The following is a 16044-nucleotide window of genomic DNA, read 5'->3' as shown; positions in this document are numbered from 1 at the left end:
ACGTGCGCCAGTTCATCACCCGCGTCGTCCTGGCGCTCCGCACCTTCGAGCAGTGGCTGGTCGCGCAGTTCGTCTTCGGGCTGCTGAACCTTCTGAAGCTGCTGCCGGCCGACGGGGCGATGAACCTTGCCGACCGGCTGGTGCGCTGGATCGGGCCGAAGACCCGCCGCCACGCGCTGATGATGACGAACCTGCGCAACGCCTTTCCGGAGAAATCCGAGGCCGAGCTGTCCGACATCGCCATGGACAGCTGGGGCAACATGGGGCGGATGATGGCCGAGTACGTGTTTCTCGACCGGCTGTTCGATTTCGACCCGTTCTCCGACAAGGTCGGCCGGGTCGAGGTCGAGGGCATCCCGATCTTCATCGATCTCTACGAGAACCGCCGCCCCTTCATCGTCTTCACCGGCCATACCGGCAATTTCGAGATGCTGCCGGTCGCCGGTGCCGCCTTCGGCATCGAGGTGACGGTGCTGTTCCGCCCCCCGAACAATCCCTACATCGCCGAAAAGGTGTTCGAGTTCCGCCGAAAGCGCATGGGCAACCTCGTGCCCTCGCATGCCGGCTCCTCCTTCACGCTGGCGCGCAAGCTCGACGCCGGCGAGCCGGTCGGCGTGCTCGTCGACCAGAAGTACCGGAAGGGGCTGCCGACCAGCTTCTTCAACCGACCCGTCCGCACCAATCCGTTGCTTGCCAAGCTGGTGCGGCAGTTCGACTGCGAGGTCTATCCGGCCCGCTGCATCCGCCTGCCGAACAATCGCTTCCGCCTCGAGCTGGAGCCGGCCATGGAGATCCCGCGCCGCCCCGACGGCGCCGTCGACGTCGAGGCGACGGCGCAGAAGCTCAACGACAAGGTCGAGCAGTGGGTTCGCGAATATCCCGGCCAGTGGCTGTGGTATCACGACCGCTGGGACATCAAGAAGAAGCTGAAGCCTGCGAAGCCGTGAGGCCGGCACCGCGGCGGTAAAATCCGCCTGTCCGTGGATCACCGTTCCGATTCGACCAGGATCACCAGCGACTCCGGCACCACGCCATCGAAGGCCATCGCTTCCGCGGCTTCCTTGCTCTGCATGGTCTTCTTCATGGCGTCCATGTCCGGAACGTCCATGAGAATTGCCACCCTGGTCGGATCCTGCTGGTCCACGAATGTTCGTATGTTGGTGACGCCGAGCGGGCCGAAGAGCTCCTTGCGCCTCGGCGAGTCGAGCCAGTGCTTCGTGCCCTTGGTGATCTTGTGGTGGCCAATGATCGTCGGCATTGCATCCTCCCTACCGTGATGGCGGAGGCCATCAACAAAGAGTGCAGCACCCATCCCGACCAGCTACGCAGCGCCGTTTTGCTCGGACTGTCAATCGTTTCGTAGGCGGAAGGCCCGGACACAGCGCCGGTACCAAGTGTCAGGTGTTCCCCGCTACCGGTCCGACCACACCGCCAGCTCATACCCGTCCGGATCGGCGAAGTGGAACCGCCGGCCGCCGGGAAAGGGGGAGATCGGCTTGACGATCCGGCCGCCGGCCTGCTCGACGCGGGCAGCGGCGCCTTCGAGGTCGTCGGCAAACAGGATCACCAGCGGACCGCCGGCCGCATTCACCGGCGCCAGCGTCGTGAAGCCGCCGGTCAGCCGGCCGTCCTGGAACTCGCAGTATTCCGGGCCATAATCGGTGAAGGTCCAGCCGAAGACGCTGCCATAGAAGGCCTTCGCCCGGGCGATGTCGGCGACGTTGAATTCGATGTAGTCGATCTTTTGATCCTTGTCGGTAGCGCTCATCGGCTGTCTCCCTCCCGCTCCATCAGCTCCTTCAATGCCTCGAGGTCGCGCGACACGTGTGCGGCGTCGGCTTCGAACGCCGCATCGTCCATGCCGGGCAGGCGCAGCAGGGTGAACATGACCTCCGCGCCGTCGCCGTTGGGCACGACCCGCAGCGCATTGTGCACCACCAGCCCGTCGGGCATCGCCACGGTGTGGTCGATCACGCCGAACGCGTTCTGCGGCGCGAAGCGGACGCGGACATTGCCGACCGGCCCGCCGTCGGCGATCCAGTCATCGCCGTCCTGCGTCAGGCCCAAGGCCAGGCCGGACGCCCATTTCGGCATGTTCTCGGGCTTCGAGGCAAAGGCGTAGACCTCGCGCCAGTCGCGGGCGATGGTGCAATGGATGATCCGGGCGGGCATGGTGTTCATCGTTTCCTCCTGTGGCTGTGCAACATAGGCCAGGCGCGGCGCCGAGGGAAGAAAACGGACGGCGAAAGACCGGCAACACTGCCAATTGCGCTTCCGGGTGATATCCTGCGCCACGCAGACGGGCCGGCAAAGCATCAACGGATGGAGGTTGCGACGTGGAACAGGCGGAAATCGGTTTGATCGGCCTCGGCGTGATGGGGTCGAACCTGGCGCTCAACATCGCCGAGAAGGGCAACAGGATCGCGGTCTTCAACCGCACGCCGGCCCGCACCGGCGAATTCTACGAGGAAGCCGGTTCGCTCAAGGACAACATCGTCCCCTGCGAGACGATCGAGGACTTCGTCGCCGCCATCCGGCCGCCGCGGCCGATCATCATCATGATCAAGGCGGGTGCCCCGGTCGACGAGCAGATGGCGCTGCTTGAGCCGCACCTGCAGCAGAACGACATCATGATCGATGCCGGAAACGCCAATTTCCGCGACACGATGCGGCGCTTCGATGCGCTGAAGGACAGCGGCCTGACCTTCATCGGCATGGGCGTCTCGGGCGGCGAGGAGGGCGCCCGGCACGGCCCGTCGATCATGGTCGGCGGCACCGAGGCCTCCTGGAAGCGAGTCGAGAAGGTGCTGACGTCGATTGCCGCCCAGTATCACGGCGAGCCCTGCGTCGCCTGGCTCGGCGAGAACGGCGCCGGCCACTTCGTCAAGACGATCCACAACGGCATCGAATATGCCGACATGCAGATGATCGCCGAGATCTACGGCATCCTGCGCGACGGGCTGAAGATGGACGCCGCCGAAATCGCCGCGGTGTTTGCCGGCTGGAACAGGGGGCGGCTGAATTCCTATCTCATCGAGATCACCGCCAAGGTACTTGAGGCCGCCGATCCGATCGGTGGCAGGCCGATCGTCGACATGATCCTCGACAAGGCCGGCCAGAAAGGCACCGGCAAGTGGTCGGTGATCGAGGCGCAGAACATGGGCGTGCCGGCGACGGCGATCGAGGCGGCGGTGGCGGCCCGCAGCATCTCCGCGCTTAAGGACGAGCGTGAGGCGGCGGAGAAGGTGCTGGGCCTGCCGGCTGTGCCGCCGCTTGCGGTCTCCGACAAGGCCGCCTTCATCAAGGACCTTGAAAACGCGCTGCTCGCCGCCAAGATCGGCGCCTATGCGCAGGGTTTTGCCGTGATGGCGGCGGCCTCAAGGGAGTTCGGCTGGAGCCTGCCGATGCCGACGATCGCCAAGATCTGGCGGGCCGGCTGCATCATCCGCTCGCAGTTCCTCGACGAAATCACCACCGCCTTCACCAGGGACCCGCACGTCGCCAACCTGATCGTCACACCGGCCTTTGCCGCGATGGTGAGGGAAACCGACGGCGCGCTTCGTCGCGTCGTGTCGACCGCCGTGCTCGGCGGCCTGCCGGTGCCGGCGCTGGCTGCCGCGCTCGGCTACTTCGACAGCTACCGCCGCGGCCGCGGCACGGCCAACATCATCCAGGCCCAGCGCGATTTCTTCGGCGCGCACGGTTTCGACCGCATCGACGGCGCCGACAGCCACCACGGCCCCTGGGGCAGCGGCCTCGGCACCGGCGCCGCCTGAGCCTGTCGCCCGCCGGCTCGGTGCTCGTACCGCCCGCCGGCGCTTCCCAGCTTCTCCGCCCGAAGGGCCGGAGAGGGGGCGCACAGCGCCGGATGGAGCGAATGCCACCAGCGACCGCCTCTGGCCCAAGGTGGCCTACGGCTGTTCGGCGACGTGCGAGCCTCAATGAGGCTCGACGCTGCATCAGTTATAATCCGTTCCGCGCGCGCGGCATCGGAACCTTCGACTCCTCTATCTGTTCGGCCGGTTTGAACAAGGAGCGAGTCATGAAAGCGCTGGTATGGCATGGTAAAGAGGACATCCGATGTGACGACGTATCGGACCCAGAAATCGAACATCCGCGCGACGCGATCATCAGGGTGACGAGCTGCGCAATCTGCGGCTCCGACCTTCATCTGTTCCATAACTTCATCCCCGCCATGGAGCCGGGCGACATTATGGGACATGAAATGATGGGCGAAGTGCTGGAAGTCGGGTCCGAAGCGAGCGGAGCGCTGAAGAAAGGCGACCGCATTGTCGTCCCCTTCACAATCAACTGCGGCCAATGCGAGCAGTGCAGGCGCGGAAACTTCTCCGTCTGCGAGAGAACAAACCGGAACAAGGAAATGGCCGACAAGGTGTTCGGCCATGCCACGGCCGGACTTTTCGGCTACACCCACCTCACCGGCGGCTATCCGGGCGGTCAGGCCGAGTATCTCAGGGTCCCGTTCGCGGACAAGACCCATATCAAGGTTCCTGACAGCCTGACGGATGAGCAGGTTCTCTTTCTCGGCGACATTTTCCCGACCGGCTGGCAGGCCGCTGCCCAGTGCGACATCGAGCCGACCGACACGGTCGTCGTGTGGGGCTGCGGTCCCGTGGGCCAGATGACGATCCGCAGTGCTGTGCTTCTCGGCGCCAGGCAGGTAGTCGCGATCGACTGCATCCCTGAGCGCCTTTCCATGGCGGAAGCCGGTGGGGCGATCACCATCAACTTCGATGAGGAGAGCGTTGTCGAACGGCTGAACGAACTGACCAATGGCAAGGGACCGGAAAAATGTATCGATGCCGTCGGCATGGAAAGCCATGTTTCGATGGGCCAGCCTGACACGCTGTTGGACCGTGCCAAGCAGGTGGTGATGCTGGAGAGCGACCGTCCCCATGTCCTGCGCGAAATGATCTATGTCTGCCGCCCGGCCGGCATCATCTCCGTCCCTGGCGTCTACAGCGGCCTCGTCGACAAGATTCCGATGGGCATGGCAATGAACAAGGGGCTGAGCTTCCGCATGGGGCAGACTCACGTCAGGCGCTGGACCGACGATCTGTTGCGCCGCATCGAGGAAGGCCAGATCGACCCGTCATTCGTGATCACCCACACCGTCGGCCTCGAAGAGGGGCCTGAGATGTACAAGGTGTTCCGCGACAAGCAGGACAGCTGCATCAAGGTTGTCCTGAAACCATAAGGAGGTTCCGAAATGGCGTTTTTCACCAACATGAGCCGTTCGGAAGGCGACCCGAAAGTCCTCAGGTCGGGGCCGAGCTCGCTCGGTTCCTCCGATCGGCTGGCGCACAATCTCGGGTGGTTCAGCATCGGGCTCGGGCTATTCGAGATACTTGCCGCCGAGAAGATCACAGGTGCGTTCGGCGTGCGCGGCAACGAAGTTCTTGTTCGCGTTTTCGGGGTGCGTGAGATCGCATCCGGGGTCATGACGCTGTCGGTCGACAAACAAGCGGGGCTTGCCAGCCGGGTAGCCGGTGACGCACTTGATATTGCCACCTTGGCCACGGTCATGCGATCCGACAACCACAAGCGAGAGAATGCGGCCCTGGCATTGGCCATGGTCGCCGGCATCGCGTTTCTCGACATTATCGCGATGGGGGCGAGCGCGGCGCGCCATACGAGCTACAGAGGTCAGCGACGTAACTACGGTGACCGCAGTGGTTTTCCGAAGGGCGTGGAGGCATCGCGCGGTACCGCCCGCAAACAGCTCGAGCATTTCCGGCCGCCGTCGGGCAGTGCAGGACGCACGGCCAAAAACCCGACCAGCGCCGGCGATGGATGAGAAAGCTCTCTGCTTATGAGCCCCGAACTCGGCAGGCGATCCGACTGAGCAGCGGCGGCACACGGCCGGTTTTCTTACGGCTTTGCTGGTGGCCGGCGCTGGCTGCCGCGCTCGGCCATTTCGACAGCTATCGCCGCGGTCGCGGCACGGCTAACATCATCCAAGCCCACCCCGGGGCAGCGGCCTAGGCACCCACGCCGCCTAGTCCTGTCGTCCGCCAGCCCGGTGCCGTACCGAGGACTGGATTTGAGGGGACGCACAGAGCCGGGCTGAAATCCAAAGATTGAAAGGTGATCAATCATGGTACTGGAAGAGACGTTCACACTCGCAAACGGCATCGAGATCCCCAAGCTCGGGCTTGGCACGTGGCGGATCCCCGATGCCGAGACGGCACGCGTCATTCGCGACGCGGTCGAGATCGGCTATCGCCACTTCGATACCGCTCAAGCCTATGGAAACGAGCACGGCCTTGGTGAAGGCCTGCGCGCCGGCGGCCTTTCCCGTCAGCAGGTTTTCGTGACCACCAAGCTCGCGGCCGAATGCAAGAGCTATGCGGAGGCCAAAAAGCGCGTCGACGGCTCGCTGCAGACGCTCGGTCTCGATCATGTCGACCTGATGCTGATCCATAGCCCCCAGCCCTGGGCAAAGTTCCGGGAGGGAGAGCACTTCTTCGAAGGCAATCTCGAAGCGTGGCGTGCGCTCGAAGAGGCTTATCGTGAGGGCAAGCTCCGCGCCATTGGAGTCTCCAACTTCGAGCGGGTGGATCTGGACAACCTGCTCGATAACGGTGCCGTCGCACCGATGGTCAACCAGGTGCTGGCCCATGTCGGCAACACGCCGTTCGATCTGATCGACTATTCTCGGTCAAAGGGCATGCTGGTCGAAGCCTACTCGCCAGTGGCTCACGGCGCGGTGCTCGATAATGCCGACCTGGGCACGATGGCCGAAAAATATGGCGTTAGCATCGCGCAGCTTTGCATCCGCTACTGTCTCCAGCTTGACCTGCTGCCCCTCCCGAAGACGGTCACTGCTGCACACATGCGCGACAATGCTGCGGTCGATTTCGTGATTTCCGAACAGGACATGCAGACGCTCAAGCGAGCCGACGGCAATATCGATTACGGCGAGGCCATTGCGTTTCCGGTATTCGGCAAGAAGCGGCAGGTCGCCGGCGAAAGTGGGGAGGGCTGAACCCGCGAACCCGACATGGCCTTCGATAACGCCGGCATCCAGGTGCCCCCAGGGCCGATGCCGATCACACGGCGCGTCGGTGTTCATGAAGCACGGAATTGCGTAACGGCGCGGCCAAGGGTCGGGGCGCGACCGCCGAGAGGCCGCCGTTGCGTGCACAACGCCAGATGGATCGCAGACCCGGTAGCCCGGCCGGGCAGCCGGCCCACCGCAACGGGCCGGATTATGGATAGAGACCCAGATTGGGCAAATGCCACCAACGAAAGAGTGTGCTGGCACAACTGCGCCACAGCGTTTTGCTTGCCTTGGGCCTGGCCCTCTCCGTGGCCGACCGCAAGCAGATCAAGCGAAACGAACTGCGCTTCTCGCGCGCGCCTTTTCGGCTTCTTCCTCACGGTTGCGTGGCCGTTGCGATGTCTCCATCGAATCGAGCAGTTCGCGGGCGCACTCCGCGATTGAGCGCACCGCGCGATCGAATGCCGCTTCATTCCGCTTCGATGGTCTGGTCGTTCCGCTCAGTTTTCGCACGAATTGCAATGCCGCATCGTGGATTTCCTCGTCCGTTGCCGGAGGATCGAAATTGAACAGCGTTCTTATGTTTCTGCACATGACACGCTCCCGCTTGAACCTGCGCCAAAACGTCGACAGCGATCTTACGATGCGCTCACTGCTGCCGATAGCCCCGCGCACCGCAAGGAAAGCTAAGCGAACGTCCGAAATTGACCCCGAAGGTGCCGCATGTCGAACTTGAGCGCGATCGACAACTGCATGGCGTTAGTCCTTGATTTCAATCTGGGCCTCATGGGCCGCGGCAATGAATGCAAATCTTGCCTGTTCGGGCGTCTTCTTGCCCTTCATCGCCGCCTCGATGACAAGCAGGGCCCGGTTCAGCGCTTCGCCATCGTCAATCGGCCAATCTTCAATGAGAGCCCATGAGGCCTGTTGAAGGTTGCTTATGGTCGTGAATTTGCCCGGTGCTTCCAGCGCCAGGGTCACACCTTTGTTCCAGTTATTGCTCACGGATCGGTCTCCAGGATGCGATTTGGAATTTTTTTGGCATCGGTGAAAACGCCTGCACTGGGCGCAAAGCGGCCAACGCGCCGCATTGTTTCTTTCCGCGCCGACGGCACGGGGAGAAGGTGGCCCCAAGGTCCGGATAAGGAGGCGCACCTACGCCGGATCGGGAGGAGCCTTGTTCAGCACACTGCGCCGCATGGCGCGGATTTCAGCGCCGTAGCCCGCCGCGAGGGCGCCGCGCCGCCGTCAGAGCGACACGGCCTCGATCCGCTTGTTGACGAAGCGCAGGGCCACCTTTCCGGCGATCAGGTCCAGGGCGACGTTGCCGAACAGCTCGCGGCGCCAGCCGTGCATGGCCGCCACGTCGGCGGTTTCGCCCTCCGCGGCGATCCGTTCCAGGTCGTCGCTGTTGGCGATAATCTTGGCGGCCACGCCCTGCTTTTCTGCAACGAGCTTCAGGAGCACCTTCAGCATCTCGCTGGCCGCGGCCACGCCTTCCGGCACTTGGCTCTGGCGCGGCAGGCGGGGGAGGTCGGCCTTCGGGATCGTCAGCGCCTCCTGGATCACGGCGACCAGCTGCGCGCCCGTCTGCGAGCGCTCCCAGCCCTTCGGGATCGTTCTCAGGCGCCCCAGCGCCTCGGCGTCGGCCGGCTGCTGCTGGGCGATCTCATAGATCGTGTCGTCCTTGAGGATGCGCGAGCGCGGCACGTTGCGGTTTCGCGCCTCGCGCTCGCGCCAGGCGGCAACCTTTTGCAGCACAGCCAGTTCCAGAGGTTTCTTCACCCGCAGCTTGAGCCGCTTCCAGGCGTCGTCCGGATGGATGTCGTAGGTGCCGGGCGCTTCCAGCACCGCCATTTCCTCGGTCACCCAGAGCGTGCGGCCTTCCCGCTCCAGCTCGCCCTTGAGGAACTGGTAGACGTCGCGCAGGTGGGTGACGTCGGCGAGCGCGTATTCGAGCTGCTTGTCGGTCAGCGGCCGCCGGCTCCAGTCGGTGAACCGCGACGTCTTGTCGATCTGCACGCCCTTGGTCTTCTGCACGAGCTGGTCGTAGGAGACGCTGTCGCCGAAGCCGCAGACCATCGCGGCGACCTGGGTATCGAAGATCGGATGCGGGATCAGCTGGCCGAGATGGTAGATGATCTCGAGGTCCTGGCGGGCGGCATGGAACACCTTGACGACGCCGCTGTCGGCCATCAGCGCGAAGAACGGCGCCAGGTCGATGCCCTCGGCCATCGGATCGACGATCACAGCGGTCTCCGGGCCGGCCATCTGGATCAGGCACAGTTCCGGCCAGAAGGTGGTCTCGCGCAGGAATTCCGTGTCGATCGTCAGGTAGTCCGACTTGGCAAGCAGCGCGCAGGCTTCGGCTAGCGCGGCGGTGGTTTCGATGATCTGCATAATTCGCTCGGGTGGAGGCTTCGTTTGAGCGGATGGTTTACCCGCTCCACCATTCCGCCACAATCGAAAACTGCGCCCGCCGTTCAACTTGCGCGCTCGCCGCCGTCCGGGCAGGGCCCCGGGGGCCGGGCTTGGCCCGGGGCGGCTTGGCTCAGCGCTGGTCGCCGTTCTTGCCGTCGCCGGCGAGCTTGTTGAAGAAGGCGGAGGTGCGCAGCAGGCTGCGGAACCGGCCGTGCCGCGCCGCGGTGGGCACGCCCGGCCGGGCGCTCATGCGCAGGCCGGTGTAGCCCATGAAGGCGACCATGACGACCGCGGTATAGGTAAACAGCGCCCCGGGCCCGAACAGGTCGAGCATCACCGAGGCGAAGAGCGGGCCGATGATCGCCCCGATCGACCAGAAGAACAGCATGCCGGCCGAGACCAGCGCATGCTCGCCGTCGCCGGCATGGTCGTTGGCGTGGGCCGAGCAGAGAGAATAGAGCGGCATGGCGAAGGCGCCGAAGACGAAGATGCCGGCCAGGTTCCGCCACTCGTCGCCGCCGGCGAAGATCGCCAGGTACAGCGCCGCCAGCGTCGCCCCCAGGGTCGCCACCAGGATGATGACGCGGCGGTCGAGCTTGTCGGAATAGAGCCCGAGCGGATACTGCAGCACGACGCCGCCGATGATGCCGGCGCTCATGAAGCTGGCGATCTCCGTCACCGACAGGCCGATCTCCTGGCCGTAGATCGGCCCGAGCGAGCGGAAGGAGGCATTGGTCAGGCCGACGACGATGCAGCCGACGGTGGCAAGCGGCGAGATGTTCCAGAGCTTCCTGACATTGAAGCGGATCGCCTCGGGGGCGGCCGGGCTGGAGCGGTCGGCCAGCGAGATCGGCACCAGCGACAGCGTCAGCGCCATCGAGATGATGGCGAACAGTTGGAAGCCGCCGATGCCGACGCCGGGGATCAGGTACTGCGCCGCCGTCACCGAGCCGAGGTCGACGAGGCGGTAGAGCGAGAGCGTGCGCGCCCGGTTGGCGTTGGTGACGCTGGCGTTCAGCCAGCTTTCGACGGTGGCGAACAGGCAGGCGAAACAGAGCCCGGCGAGCAGCCGCATGAAGAACCAGAAGGTCGGCTCGATGACCAGCAGCATCGCCAGCGACGAGGCCGCGGCGATCGCCGCCATCGCCGAAAAGGTGCGGATGTGGCCGATCGCCCGCAGCATGCGCGAGACATAGATGCAACCGATCGCAAAGCCGACATTGTAGCCGGCGCCGACCAGGCCGATCAGCGAGGTCGAGAACCCTTCCTGCGAGGCGCGCAGCGAGATGAAGGTCCCCTGCAGGCCGTTGCCGCCGATCAGGATGCCGGCGGTGATGAGAAGGGGGACGAGGAGACGGATGTGACTCATGCTGCCGCCGCAAGAAGGGAATCGGTAATCACAGGTATGTGAAGGCTATAGACGGCAAGCGGCCGGCGACAGGGCCAGAAACGACACATACGGGGATTTTTGCGGGCGGTTGCGGCAGGCTGACGTGGCGGACGCGGCCCCGGCATCGGCGGCGCGGATCCTTCCGGAAATCTCGGTCGATTGGCGGCGCCGACATGCGGCGCACCCGGCAGCGCCAAGTTGCGGTCGCACGGGCGTCCAGGAAAATGCTTGGCGATGCGGCTGCTGGTTCGGTGAGACGACGGTCCGCAGGCTACTGTACTGTCCGCCGCTCCTGCATCTCTTCCCCCACGAAGCAATTGTAGTCTCCGCGGTCGGCGACCCGTTCCAGCGGCAGCGCGCCGCGCTCCAGGCCGCTGACCTCCGGCCCGACGATCTCGATGACAAGCTTCTTGAGGATCGCTCCGGCAAAATCGCCGAGCTCCTTGACCGTCAGCAAAAAGGCGCCGGGACCGCCGATGACGCATTCGGCATAATAGGCGTCGAGGTCGGGGATCGATGCGGAGCCCGGGCGGATCATGATCGGCAGCCCGTCGATGACGATGCCTTGGGCGACCGTCGAGTTCCGGGCGACGGGGGCGGGAACGCCGGCGTTGTTCGTGCCATCGCCCGATATGTCGATGACCCGCCGCACTCCCGCAAAACGGCTGGCCTGAAACAGCTTCCGCGAGAAAGCCAGCGTGTTCGAGATCGAGGTGAAGGGCAGTCGTCGCAGCGGCCGCAGGCGCAGTTCTTCGGCAAATCGGGCCGCGCTGTCGGGACCATCGATCAGCGTCCAGGGAACGACCTGCGCCGCCGAACCGCCCCACTCGACATAGGTCACCGCGATCCGGCCCAACGACCCACCCTGTATGGCGTTCACGAGCGCGGGCTGGAGAAAGGCGTTCACGTAGCCGCGGCGCTGAACCTGCTGCTCGTCGATCTCCATCGAGTAGGAGATGTCGACGGCGAGCACGAGTTCAAGGTCGACGTCGAGCGGCCGAAGCTCGGCGGGGGCGCCCCCTCCGACGAGACTGCAACAGACAGCAAGAGCACAAAGCCGTTTCATCGCGACGGACAAGCTCTGATTGCGATCATACTACGTCCGTTCCGCGCCACTCCGCAATGACTGGCGGGAAGCCCGCCATCCCAGTCACGGTCCGATACGCCGACCCGAAGCCGTTGCGGATGTTCGCGCATCGCCTCGTGCGGCCGGGGCTGGCTGTAAGGCAATGCGGGACCCCGATACTCGGCCGGCGCGTCAAGTTCAGCTGGCCGAATGCGCTATTTCAAGCGGGGTCGTGTCCGCCCTCGGCCGAGGCGGTTTTCGCCACGCTACCTGCCGCCGCGGCTCACGCGCCAGATGGCATTGCCGACGTCGTCGGCGACCAGCAACGCCCCGGTCTTGTCGATGGCAACGCCGACGGGCCGCCCCATGGCCTTGCCGTCACGGTCGAGGAAGCCGGTGAGCACATCTTTCGGCAGTCCGTCCGGCTCTCCGTTGCGGAACGGAACGAAGATCACCTTGTAGCCGCTGTGGACGCTTCTGTTCCAGGAGCCATGCTGGCCGACGAAAGCCCCGTTGGCATATGCGGGTCCGAGCGACGCGCCCTTTAAAAACGTCATTCCCAGTGAGGCGGTGTGCGAGCCGAGCGCATAGTCAGGCTTGATCGCCTTCGCCACAAGGTCGAGCCGCTGTGGCTTGACGCGCGGGTCGACGTGCTGGCCGAAGTAGCTGTAGGGCCAGCCATAGAAACCGCCGTCGCGAAGCGAGGTCATGTAATCCGGCACGAGGTCGTCGCCGAGCTCGTCGCGCTCGTTGACCGAGACCCACAGCTTGCCGCTCTCGGGGTTCCAGGAAAGCCCGTTGGGATTGCGAAGGCCTGTGGCGAACAGCCGGGCGCGGCCGCTCGCCTTGTCCACCTCCAAAACTGCGGCGCGGTTCTGTTCAGCTGCGATCCCGTTTTCCCCGACATTGCTGTTGGACCCGACCGTCACATAGAGCTTGCGCCCGTCGGGGCTTGCGATCACGTCCTTGGTCCAGTGATGATTGATGCTGCCGGCCGGAAGGTCGACGATCTTTTGCGGAGGCCCGTTCGCGCGCATCTGCCCGTCGGAATAGGGGAAGGCCAGGAGGGCGTCGGTATCGGCGACGTAGAGCTTGCCCTCCGACAGCGTCATTCCGAAAGGAGAGTTCAGGCCCTCGGCAAAGACCTTTCGCACGTCGGCCACGCCGTCGCCGTTCGTGTCGCGGAGCAGGGTAATGCGATTGGCGCTTGCGGTGGCGGCGCCCGCCTGCCTCATCGCCTGGCCCTCGAAGACCTTCTTGAGGCTGAAGCCTGCGTCATGCTTGGCGGGCGCATTGGTCTCCGCAACCAGTACGTCGCCGTTCGGCAGCACGTGAATCCAGCGAGGATGGTCGAGGTTCCTTGCAAAGGCGTTCACCCTCAATCCCTTTGCCGGCTGCGGCTGCCTGCCTTTCGGCCATCCCTTGGCATTGGCGATGTTGACCGTGGGGACCAGCCCGGTTCTTGGCTTCGGCAAGGTCGGATTCGGGCCATAGCCGATGATGTTCTGGTCCGTGGACGAATTCTGCGCCGCCGCACCGGCGCAGCTTGCAAGAAGCGCTGCGGTCACGGCAATCGCAACTGAGTGACGCAAGGTGCCTGTGCTCATCCGAACTCCTCCGAGGGGGGCGGCTCTGAAATTGGGCTTCGAGCCTTGGCTTTGATCCTTTTCGTTGAGTCAAACAGAAGCATTCGCGTCCTGTTCCCTGCAGGACGGGACGGGCGCAATCCCGATCGTGGCGCCAGGGCGCGCGCCGGACAGCCGCAGCTCTTGGGGACGACCGCTCGCCATTGCCCAACCAAAACAACGCTGCCGGGCTCAAATCATACACGCGCCGGGCTGCCGTGCGATACTCTCTGTCGTTCCGTCACGGATACACCGCGAGGCGTCGCGGCGAGGCGGGACCGGCGCCTTGCGCGAAGGAACGACGCATGCCTTCGCACATGGGGTCCGCGAGACAGGTCCCCTCTGGTGACGGCGGGAGAAGTCCCGAGTTGCGCACCGGACGTGCCCATGGGGTGGCACACATCGCCCCGCCTTGACCGGCGGGTGTGGCAGAGGACCAAGTTTGCGGGCAAAAACCGTCGAACGGGGCGCTGAGAGGTGCCACGCAAAAATAATCCGATGAGGCAGCTTTCAGCGCCCCGTCCGGATTGCGATGCCGCACGGCACGGGCGTATTTTGCGTCGCGTGATCGTTCCTGCGCGGCTGCGGTCCGGCTCCTGCCGCCGGTCCAAGCCTTGACAAATCGGGCCGGTCATGCGCTTGTCCGCCCGATTTTCCAGAAGCGTGGTCCCCTTCGCCGGAGCCGACCTTCAAGAGCATTCCAGGATAGAACAATGCACCGTTATCGCAGCCATACCTGCGCCGCCCTCCGCAAGTCCGACGTCGGCCAGACCGTCCGCCTTTCCGGCTGGGTCCACCGCGTCCGCGACCACGGCGGCGTGCTCTTCATCGACCTGCGCGACCACTATGGAATCACCCAGGTCGTCGCCGATCCGGACAGCCCGGCCTTCAAGACGGCCGAAGCCGTCCGCGGCGAGTGGGTGATCCGCATCGACGGCTTGGTCAAGGCGCGTACCGAGGACACGGTCAACAAGCACATGGCGACCGGCGAGATCGAGCTTTACGCCCACGAGATCGAGGTGCTGTCGGCGGCCAAGGAACTGCCGCTGCCGGTGTTCGGCGAGCCGGACTATCCGGAAGACGTGCGCCTGAAGTACCGCTTCCTCGACCTGCGCCGCGAGACGCTGCACAAGAACATCGTCAAGCGCACCCGGATCATCGCCGCCATGCGCCGCGAGATGAACAATATCGGTTTCACCGAGTACTCGACGCCGATCCTGACGGCGTCCTCGCCCGAGGGCGCCCGCGACTTCCTCGTGCCGAGCCGCATCCACGAGGGCATGTTCTATGCGCTGCCGCAGGCTCCGCAGCAGTACAAGCAGCTCCTGATGGTCGCCGGCTTCGACCGCTACTTCCAGATCGCCCCCTGCTTCCGCGACGAGGACCCGCGCGCCGACCGCCTGCCGGGCGAGTTCTACCAGCTCGACCTCGAAATGAGCTTCGTCGAGCAGGAAGACGTCTGGAACACGATGGAGCCGGTCATCCGCGGCATCTTCGAGGAATTCGCCGACGGCAAGCCGGTCACCCAGAAGTTCCGCCGCATCGCCTATGACGATGCGATCCGCACCTACGGCACCGACAAGCCGGACCTGCGCAACCCGATCGAGATGCAGGCCGTCACCGACCACTTCCGCGGATCCGGCTTCAAGGTGTTCGCCAACATGATCGCCTCGAACCCGAAGGTCGAGGTCTGGGCGATCCCGGCCAGGACCGGCGGCAGCCGCGCCTTCTGCGACCGCATGAACGCCTGGGCGCAGTCGACGGGCCAGCCCGGCCTCGGCTACATCTTCTGGCGCAAGGAGGGCGACAAGCTCGAGGGCGCCGGCCCGCTCGCCAAGAACATCGGCGAGGAGCGCACCGACGCGATCCGCACGCAGCTCGGTCTCGATGACGGCGACGCCTGCTTCTTCGTCGCCGGCGACCCGGCCAAGTTCTACAAGTTTGCCGGCGAGGCCCGCACCAAGGCCGGCGAGGAGCTGAACCTCGTCGACCGCGACCGCTTCGAGCTCTGCTGGATCGTCGACTTCCCGTTCTACGAGTGGAACGAGGACGAGAAGCGGGTCGACTTCGCCCACAACCCGTTCTCCATGCCGCAGGGCGGCCTTGAGGCGCTGGAAAAGCAGGATCCGCTGACGATCAAGGCCTACCAGTACGACATGGTCTGCAACGGCTTCGAGATCGCCTCGGGCTCGATCCGTAACCAGTCGCCGGAACTCATGGTCAAGGCCTTCGAAAAGGTGGGCCTGAGCCAGGCCGACGTCGAGGAGCGCTTCGGCGGCCTCTACCGCGCCTTCCAGTACGGCGCGCCCCCGCATGGCGGCATGGCCGCCGGCATCGACCGCGTCGTCATGCTGCTCGTCGGCGCCAAGAACCTGCGCGAGATCTCGCTGTTCCCGATGAACCAGCAGGCGCAGGACCTGCTGATGGGCGCCCCGAGCCCGGCGACGCCGGCGCAACTGCGCGAGCTGGCGCTGCGCGTCGTGCCTACGGCGAAGAAGGACTGACAAGCCTTGCAGCG

15 protein-coding genes are annotated in these 16044 nt (G+C 64.8%); 6 read left to right on the top strand and 9 right to left on the bottom strand.

Annotation, left to right across the window (positions count from 1 at the left end; all coding sequences use genetic code 11):
• Positions 1-2: 2 nt before the first annotated feature.
• Positions 3-947 (top strand): lipid A biosynthesis lauroyl acyltransferase, encoded by a 945-nt coding sequence (locus C7449_RS12320; protein ID WP_108003074.1) that lies wholly within the window; start codon positions 3-5, stop codon positions 945-947.
• A 38-nt stretch (positions 948-985) separates the two neighbouring features.
• On the opposite strand, the gene C7449_RS12315 is transcribed toward C7449_RS12320, so the two are convergent.
• The 3 genes from C7449_RS12315 to C7449_RS12305 all read right to left on the bottom strand — a co-directional run bounded on the left by C7449_RS12315 (position 986) and on the right by C7449_RS12305 (position 2181).
• Complete coding sequence (locus C7449_RS12315; RefSeq protein WP_108003073.1) at positions 986-1258, bottom strand: hypothetical protein; 273 nt, start codon at positions 1256-1258, stop codon at positions 986-988.
• A 153-nt stretch (positions 1259-1411) separates the two neighbouring features.
• Positions 1412-1768 (bottom strand): VOC family protein, encoded by a 357-nt coding sequence (locus C7449_RS12310; protein ID WP_108003072.1) that lies wholly within the window; start codon positions 1766-1768, stop codon positions 1412-1414.
• On the bottom strand, positions 1765-2181 hold the full coding sequence (locus C7449_RS12305) for an SRPBCC family protein (RefSeq protein WP_108003071.1): 417 nt from the start codon (positions 2179-2181) through the stop codon (positions 1765-1767). Before C7449_RS12305 ends, C7449_RS12310 begins: the two co-directional genes overlap by 4 nt.
• 155 nt (positions 2182-2336) lie before the next feature.
• On the opposite strand from C7449_RS12305, the gene gndA reads away from it, so the two are divergent.
• The 4 genes from gndA (at position 2337) to C7449_RS12280 (ending at position 7009) form a co-directional block, all read left to right on the top strand.
• The gene (gene gndA / locus C7449_RS12300) at positions 2337-3776 is read left to right on the top strand and encodes an NADP-dependent phosphogluconate dehydrogenase (RefSeq protein ID WP_108003070.1); all 1440 of its coding nucleotides are present in this window, start codon (positions 2337-2339) and stop codon (positions 3774-3776) included.
• A 266-nt stretch (positions 3777-4042) separates the two neighbouring features.
• Positions 4043-5218 (top strand): zinc-dependent alcohol dehydrogenase, encoded by a 1176-nt coding sequence (locus C7449_RS12295; RefSeq protein WP_108003069.1) that lies wholly within the window; start codon positions 4043-4045, stop codon positions 5216-5218.
• 12 nt (positions 5219-5230) lie between these two features.
• Positions 5231-5818 (top strand): hypothetical protein, encoded by a 588-nt coding sequence (locus tag C7449_RS12290; protein ID WP_108003068.1) that lies wholly within the window; start codon positions 5231-5233, stop codon positions 5816-5818.
• 300 nt (positions 5819-6118) lie between these two features.
• Entirely contained in the window at positions 6119-7009 is an 891-nt protein-coding gene (locus C7449_RS12280; RefSeq protein WP_108003066.1) for an aldo/keto reductase, read from the top strand.
• A gap of 342 nt (positions 7010-7351) precedes the next feature.
• On the opposite strand, the gene C7449_RS12275 is transcribed toward C7449_RS12280, so the two are convergent.
• The 6 genes from C7449_RS12275 to C7449_RS12250 form a co-directional block, all read right to left on the bottom strand.
• Positions 7352-7618 (bottom strand): DUF2277 domain-containing protein, encoded by a 267-nt coding sequence (locus C7449_RS12275; protein ID WP_108003065.1) that lies wholly within the window; start codon positions 7616-7618, stop codon positions 7352-7354.
• Between the two features lie 165 nt (positions 7619-7783).
• The gene (locus C7449_RS12270; RefSeq protein WP_108003064.1) at positions 7784-8029 is read right to left on the bottom strand and encodes a DUF982 domain-containing protein; all 246 of its coding nucleotides are present in this window, start codon (positions 8027-8029) and stop codon (positions 7784-7786) included.
• 243 nt (positions 8030-8272) lie between these two features.
• The gene (rnd, locus tag C7449_RS12265) at positions 8273-9418 is read right to left on the bottom strand and encodes a ribonuclease D (protein WP_108003219.1); all 1146 of its coding nucleotides are present in this window, start codon (positions 9416-9418) and stop codon (positions 8273-8275) included.
• 157 nt (positions 9419-9575) lie between these two features.
• Positions 9576-10814 (bottom strand): MFS transporter, encoded by a 1239-nt coding sequence (locus tag C7449_RS12260; RefSeq protein ID WP_108003063.1) that lies wholly within the window; start codon positions 10812-10814, stop codon positions 9576-9578.
• A 292-nt stretch (positions 10815-11106) separates the two neighbouring features.
• Positions 11107-11901 (bottom strand): DUF1194 domain-containing protein, encoded by a 795-nt coding sequence (locus C7449_RS12255; RefSeq protein WP_108003218.1) that lies wholly within the window; start codon positions 11899-11901, stop codon positions 11107-11109.
• 266 nt (positions 11902-12167) lie between these two features.
• Entirely contained in the window at positions 12168-13508 is a 1341-nt protein-coding gene (locus C7449_RS12250; protein WP_108003062.1) for a PQQ-dependent sugar dehydrogenase, read from the bottom strand.
• A 731-nt stretch (positions 13509-14239) separates the two neighbouring features.
• On the opposite strand from C7449_RS12250, the gene aspS reads away from it, so the two are divergent.
• A complete protein-coding gene (gene aspS, locus C7449_RS12245) occupies positions 14240-16030 on the top strand; it encodes an aspartate--tRNA ligase (RefSeq protein ID WP_108003061.1) in 1791 nt (596 codons plus the stop codon).
• Positions 16031-16044: the final 14 nt, after the last annotated feature.

The sequence above is a fragment of the Mycoplana dimorpha genome (assembly GCF_003046475.1).
Lineage (GTDB): Bacteria > Pseudomonadota > Alphaproteobacteria > Rhizobiales > Rhizobiaceae > Mycoplana > Mycoplana dimorpha.
Note: the sequence above shows the minus strand (reverse complement) of the source record. Positions and strands in the feature narration are given on the sequence as shown.

Coding starts and splice junctions, on each gene's coding strand:
- C7449_RS12315 (WP_108003073.1), bottom strand. CDS start 1,258: ATGCCGACGATCATTGGCCACCACAAGATCACCAAGGGCACGAAGCAC.
- C7449_RS12310 (WP_108003072.1), bottom strand. CDS start 1,768: ATGAGCGCTACCGACAAGGATCAAAAGATCGACTACATCGAATTCAAC.
- C7449_RS12305 (WP_108003071.1), bottom strand. CDS start 2,181: ATGAACACCATGCCCGCCCGGATCATCCATTGCACCATCGCCCGCGAC.
- C7449_RS12295 (WP_108003069.1), top strand. CDS start 4,043: ATGAAAGCGCTGGTATGGCATGGTAAAGAGGACATCCGATGTGACGAC.
- C7449_RS12290 (WP_108003068.1), top strand. CDS start 5,231: ATGGCGTTTTTCACCAACATGAGCCGTTCGGAAGGCGACCCGAAAGTC.
- C7449_RS12280 (WP_108003066.1), top strand. CDS start 6,119: ATGGTACTGGAAGAGACGTTCACACTCGCAAACGGCATCGAGATCCCC.
- C7449_RS12275 (WP_108003065.1), bottom strand. CDS start 7,618: ATGTGCAGAAACATAAGAACGCTGTTCAATTTCGATCCTCCGGCAACG.
- C7449_RS12260 (WP_108003063.1), bottom strand. CDS start 10,814: ATGAGTCACATCCGTCTCCTCGTCCCCCTTCTCATCACCGCCGGCATC.
- C7449_RS12255 (WP_108003218.1), bottom strand. CDS start 11,901: ATGAAACGGCTTTGTGCTCTTGCTGTCTGTTGCAGTCTCGTCGGAGGG.
- C7449_RS12250 (WP_108003062.1), bottom strand. CDS start 13,508: ATGAGCACAGGCACCTTGCGTCACTCAGTTGCGATTGCCGTGACCGCA.
- aspS (WP_108003061.1), top strand. CDS start 14,240: ATGCACCGTTATCGCAGCCATACCTGCGCCGCCCTCCGCAAGTCCGAC.